Here is a 1,148-nt window from a genome sequence, read left to right as displayed (position 1 = left end):
CGAACTCGCCCGCACCGGCGCCCTCCAGCYCCGTACGGGCGGCTCGGGCACGGCCCCCGCCGGCGGCGGACGGGTGCCGGTCCTCACCGAGCACGACGTCCTGTCCGGCGCGGCCCCCTCCGGCACCCTGCCCGCCGGCGGCCCGGGGGAGGAGCCCGAGGAGCCCGTCCTCGTCGCCGAGGGTGACGTCGTCGTGCCCGTCCTCGGCGGCGGCTCCGTCGCCCGGGTCGTGGACGCGGCCACCGCGGGCGCGGCCCTCGGCCGGAACCTCCAGCTCCTGCGGCCCGAACCGGCCGCCCTCGACCCCTGGTTCCTCGCCGGGTTCCTCCGCGGCACCGCCAACAACCGGCAGGCCAGCAGCTTCGCCTCGACCGCGACCCGGCTCGACGTGCGCCGCCTCCAGCTGCCCCGGCTGCCGCCGGCCGACCAGCGCAGGCACGGCGCCCACTTCAGGTCGCTCGCCGAGTTCGAGGAGGCCCTGCGCCTCGCCGCCCGGCTCGGCGAGCAGCTGGTCCAGGGGCTGTACGACGGTCTCGCGGACGGAAGTGTGGAGCCCGCGTGAAGGGCCGTCATACTCTCTTGGTCTGACCGACCCCGGCGGTCCGGTCAGGCGTGGTCCGGTCAAGCGTCCTGGGGGAGCGTCGTATGTACGGTCAGGTGCCCGCACCCGCGGCCCCGCCGCGGCCCGCCGGCCCGTCGGCGGCCACGATCACCGTCCGGGTCCTCATCACGGTCCTGGTGGTCCTGTCGCTCGGCTTCCTCGCGTGGGTCGCCATGCTCCGGATCGCGATCATGCGGCGCACCGGCCGGGACTGGACGCTGTTCTGGGCCCAGCTCGTCCTGAACGTCGGGTGTGTGGTGCCGCTGGAGCAGCGCTTCGCCGGTACGTGGATGAACACCGCGGGCATGATCGTGCTGCTCGTCCAGATGACGATCGTGACCTGCTACTTCCTGGTGGTCGACATCCGGCACCACCAGCCCGCCCCGGTCGTGATCATGGTGCCGGCCCCGGCCCCGCCGTCGCATCGGCCGCCGCAGGGTCAGGGGTACCCGTACGGCACTCCGCAGCCCGGCTACGGCACGTCCGGCCACGCACTGCCCGGTCTCCGCAGCCCGGCTACGGCACGTCCGGCCACGCACTGCCCGGT

At 75.1% G+C, this 1,148-nt stretch carries 1 protein-coding gene and 1 pseudogene; both read left to right on the top strand.

Going from position 1 to position 1,148, the window contains the following annotated elements; translation table 11 throughout:
• Window positions 1-562 (top strand): annotated as a pseudogene (locus EAO70_RS35105) (SAM-dependent methyltransferase); the annotation flags it as partial.
• An 83-nt stretch (window positions 563-645) separates the two neighbouring features.
• On the top strand, window positions 646-1,148 hold a 503-nt coding region (locus tag EAO70_RS35100), incomplete at its 3' end, for a hypothetical protein (protein WP_148006861.1).

Source organism: Streptomyces sp. adm13(2018), from assembly GCF_008042145.1.
Taxonomy (GTDB): Bacteria; Actinomycetota; Actinomycetes; order Streptomycetales; family Streptomycetaceae; genus Streptomyces.
This window is presented reverse-complemented; position numbering and strand designations above follow the sequence as displayed.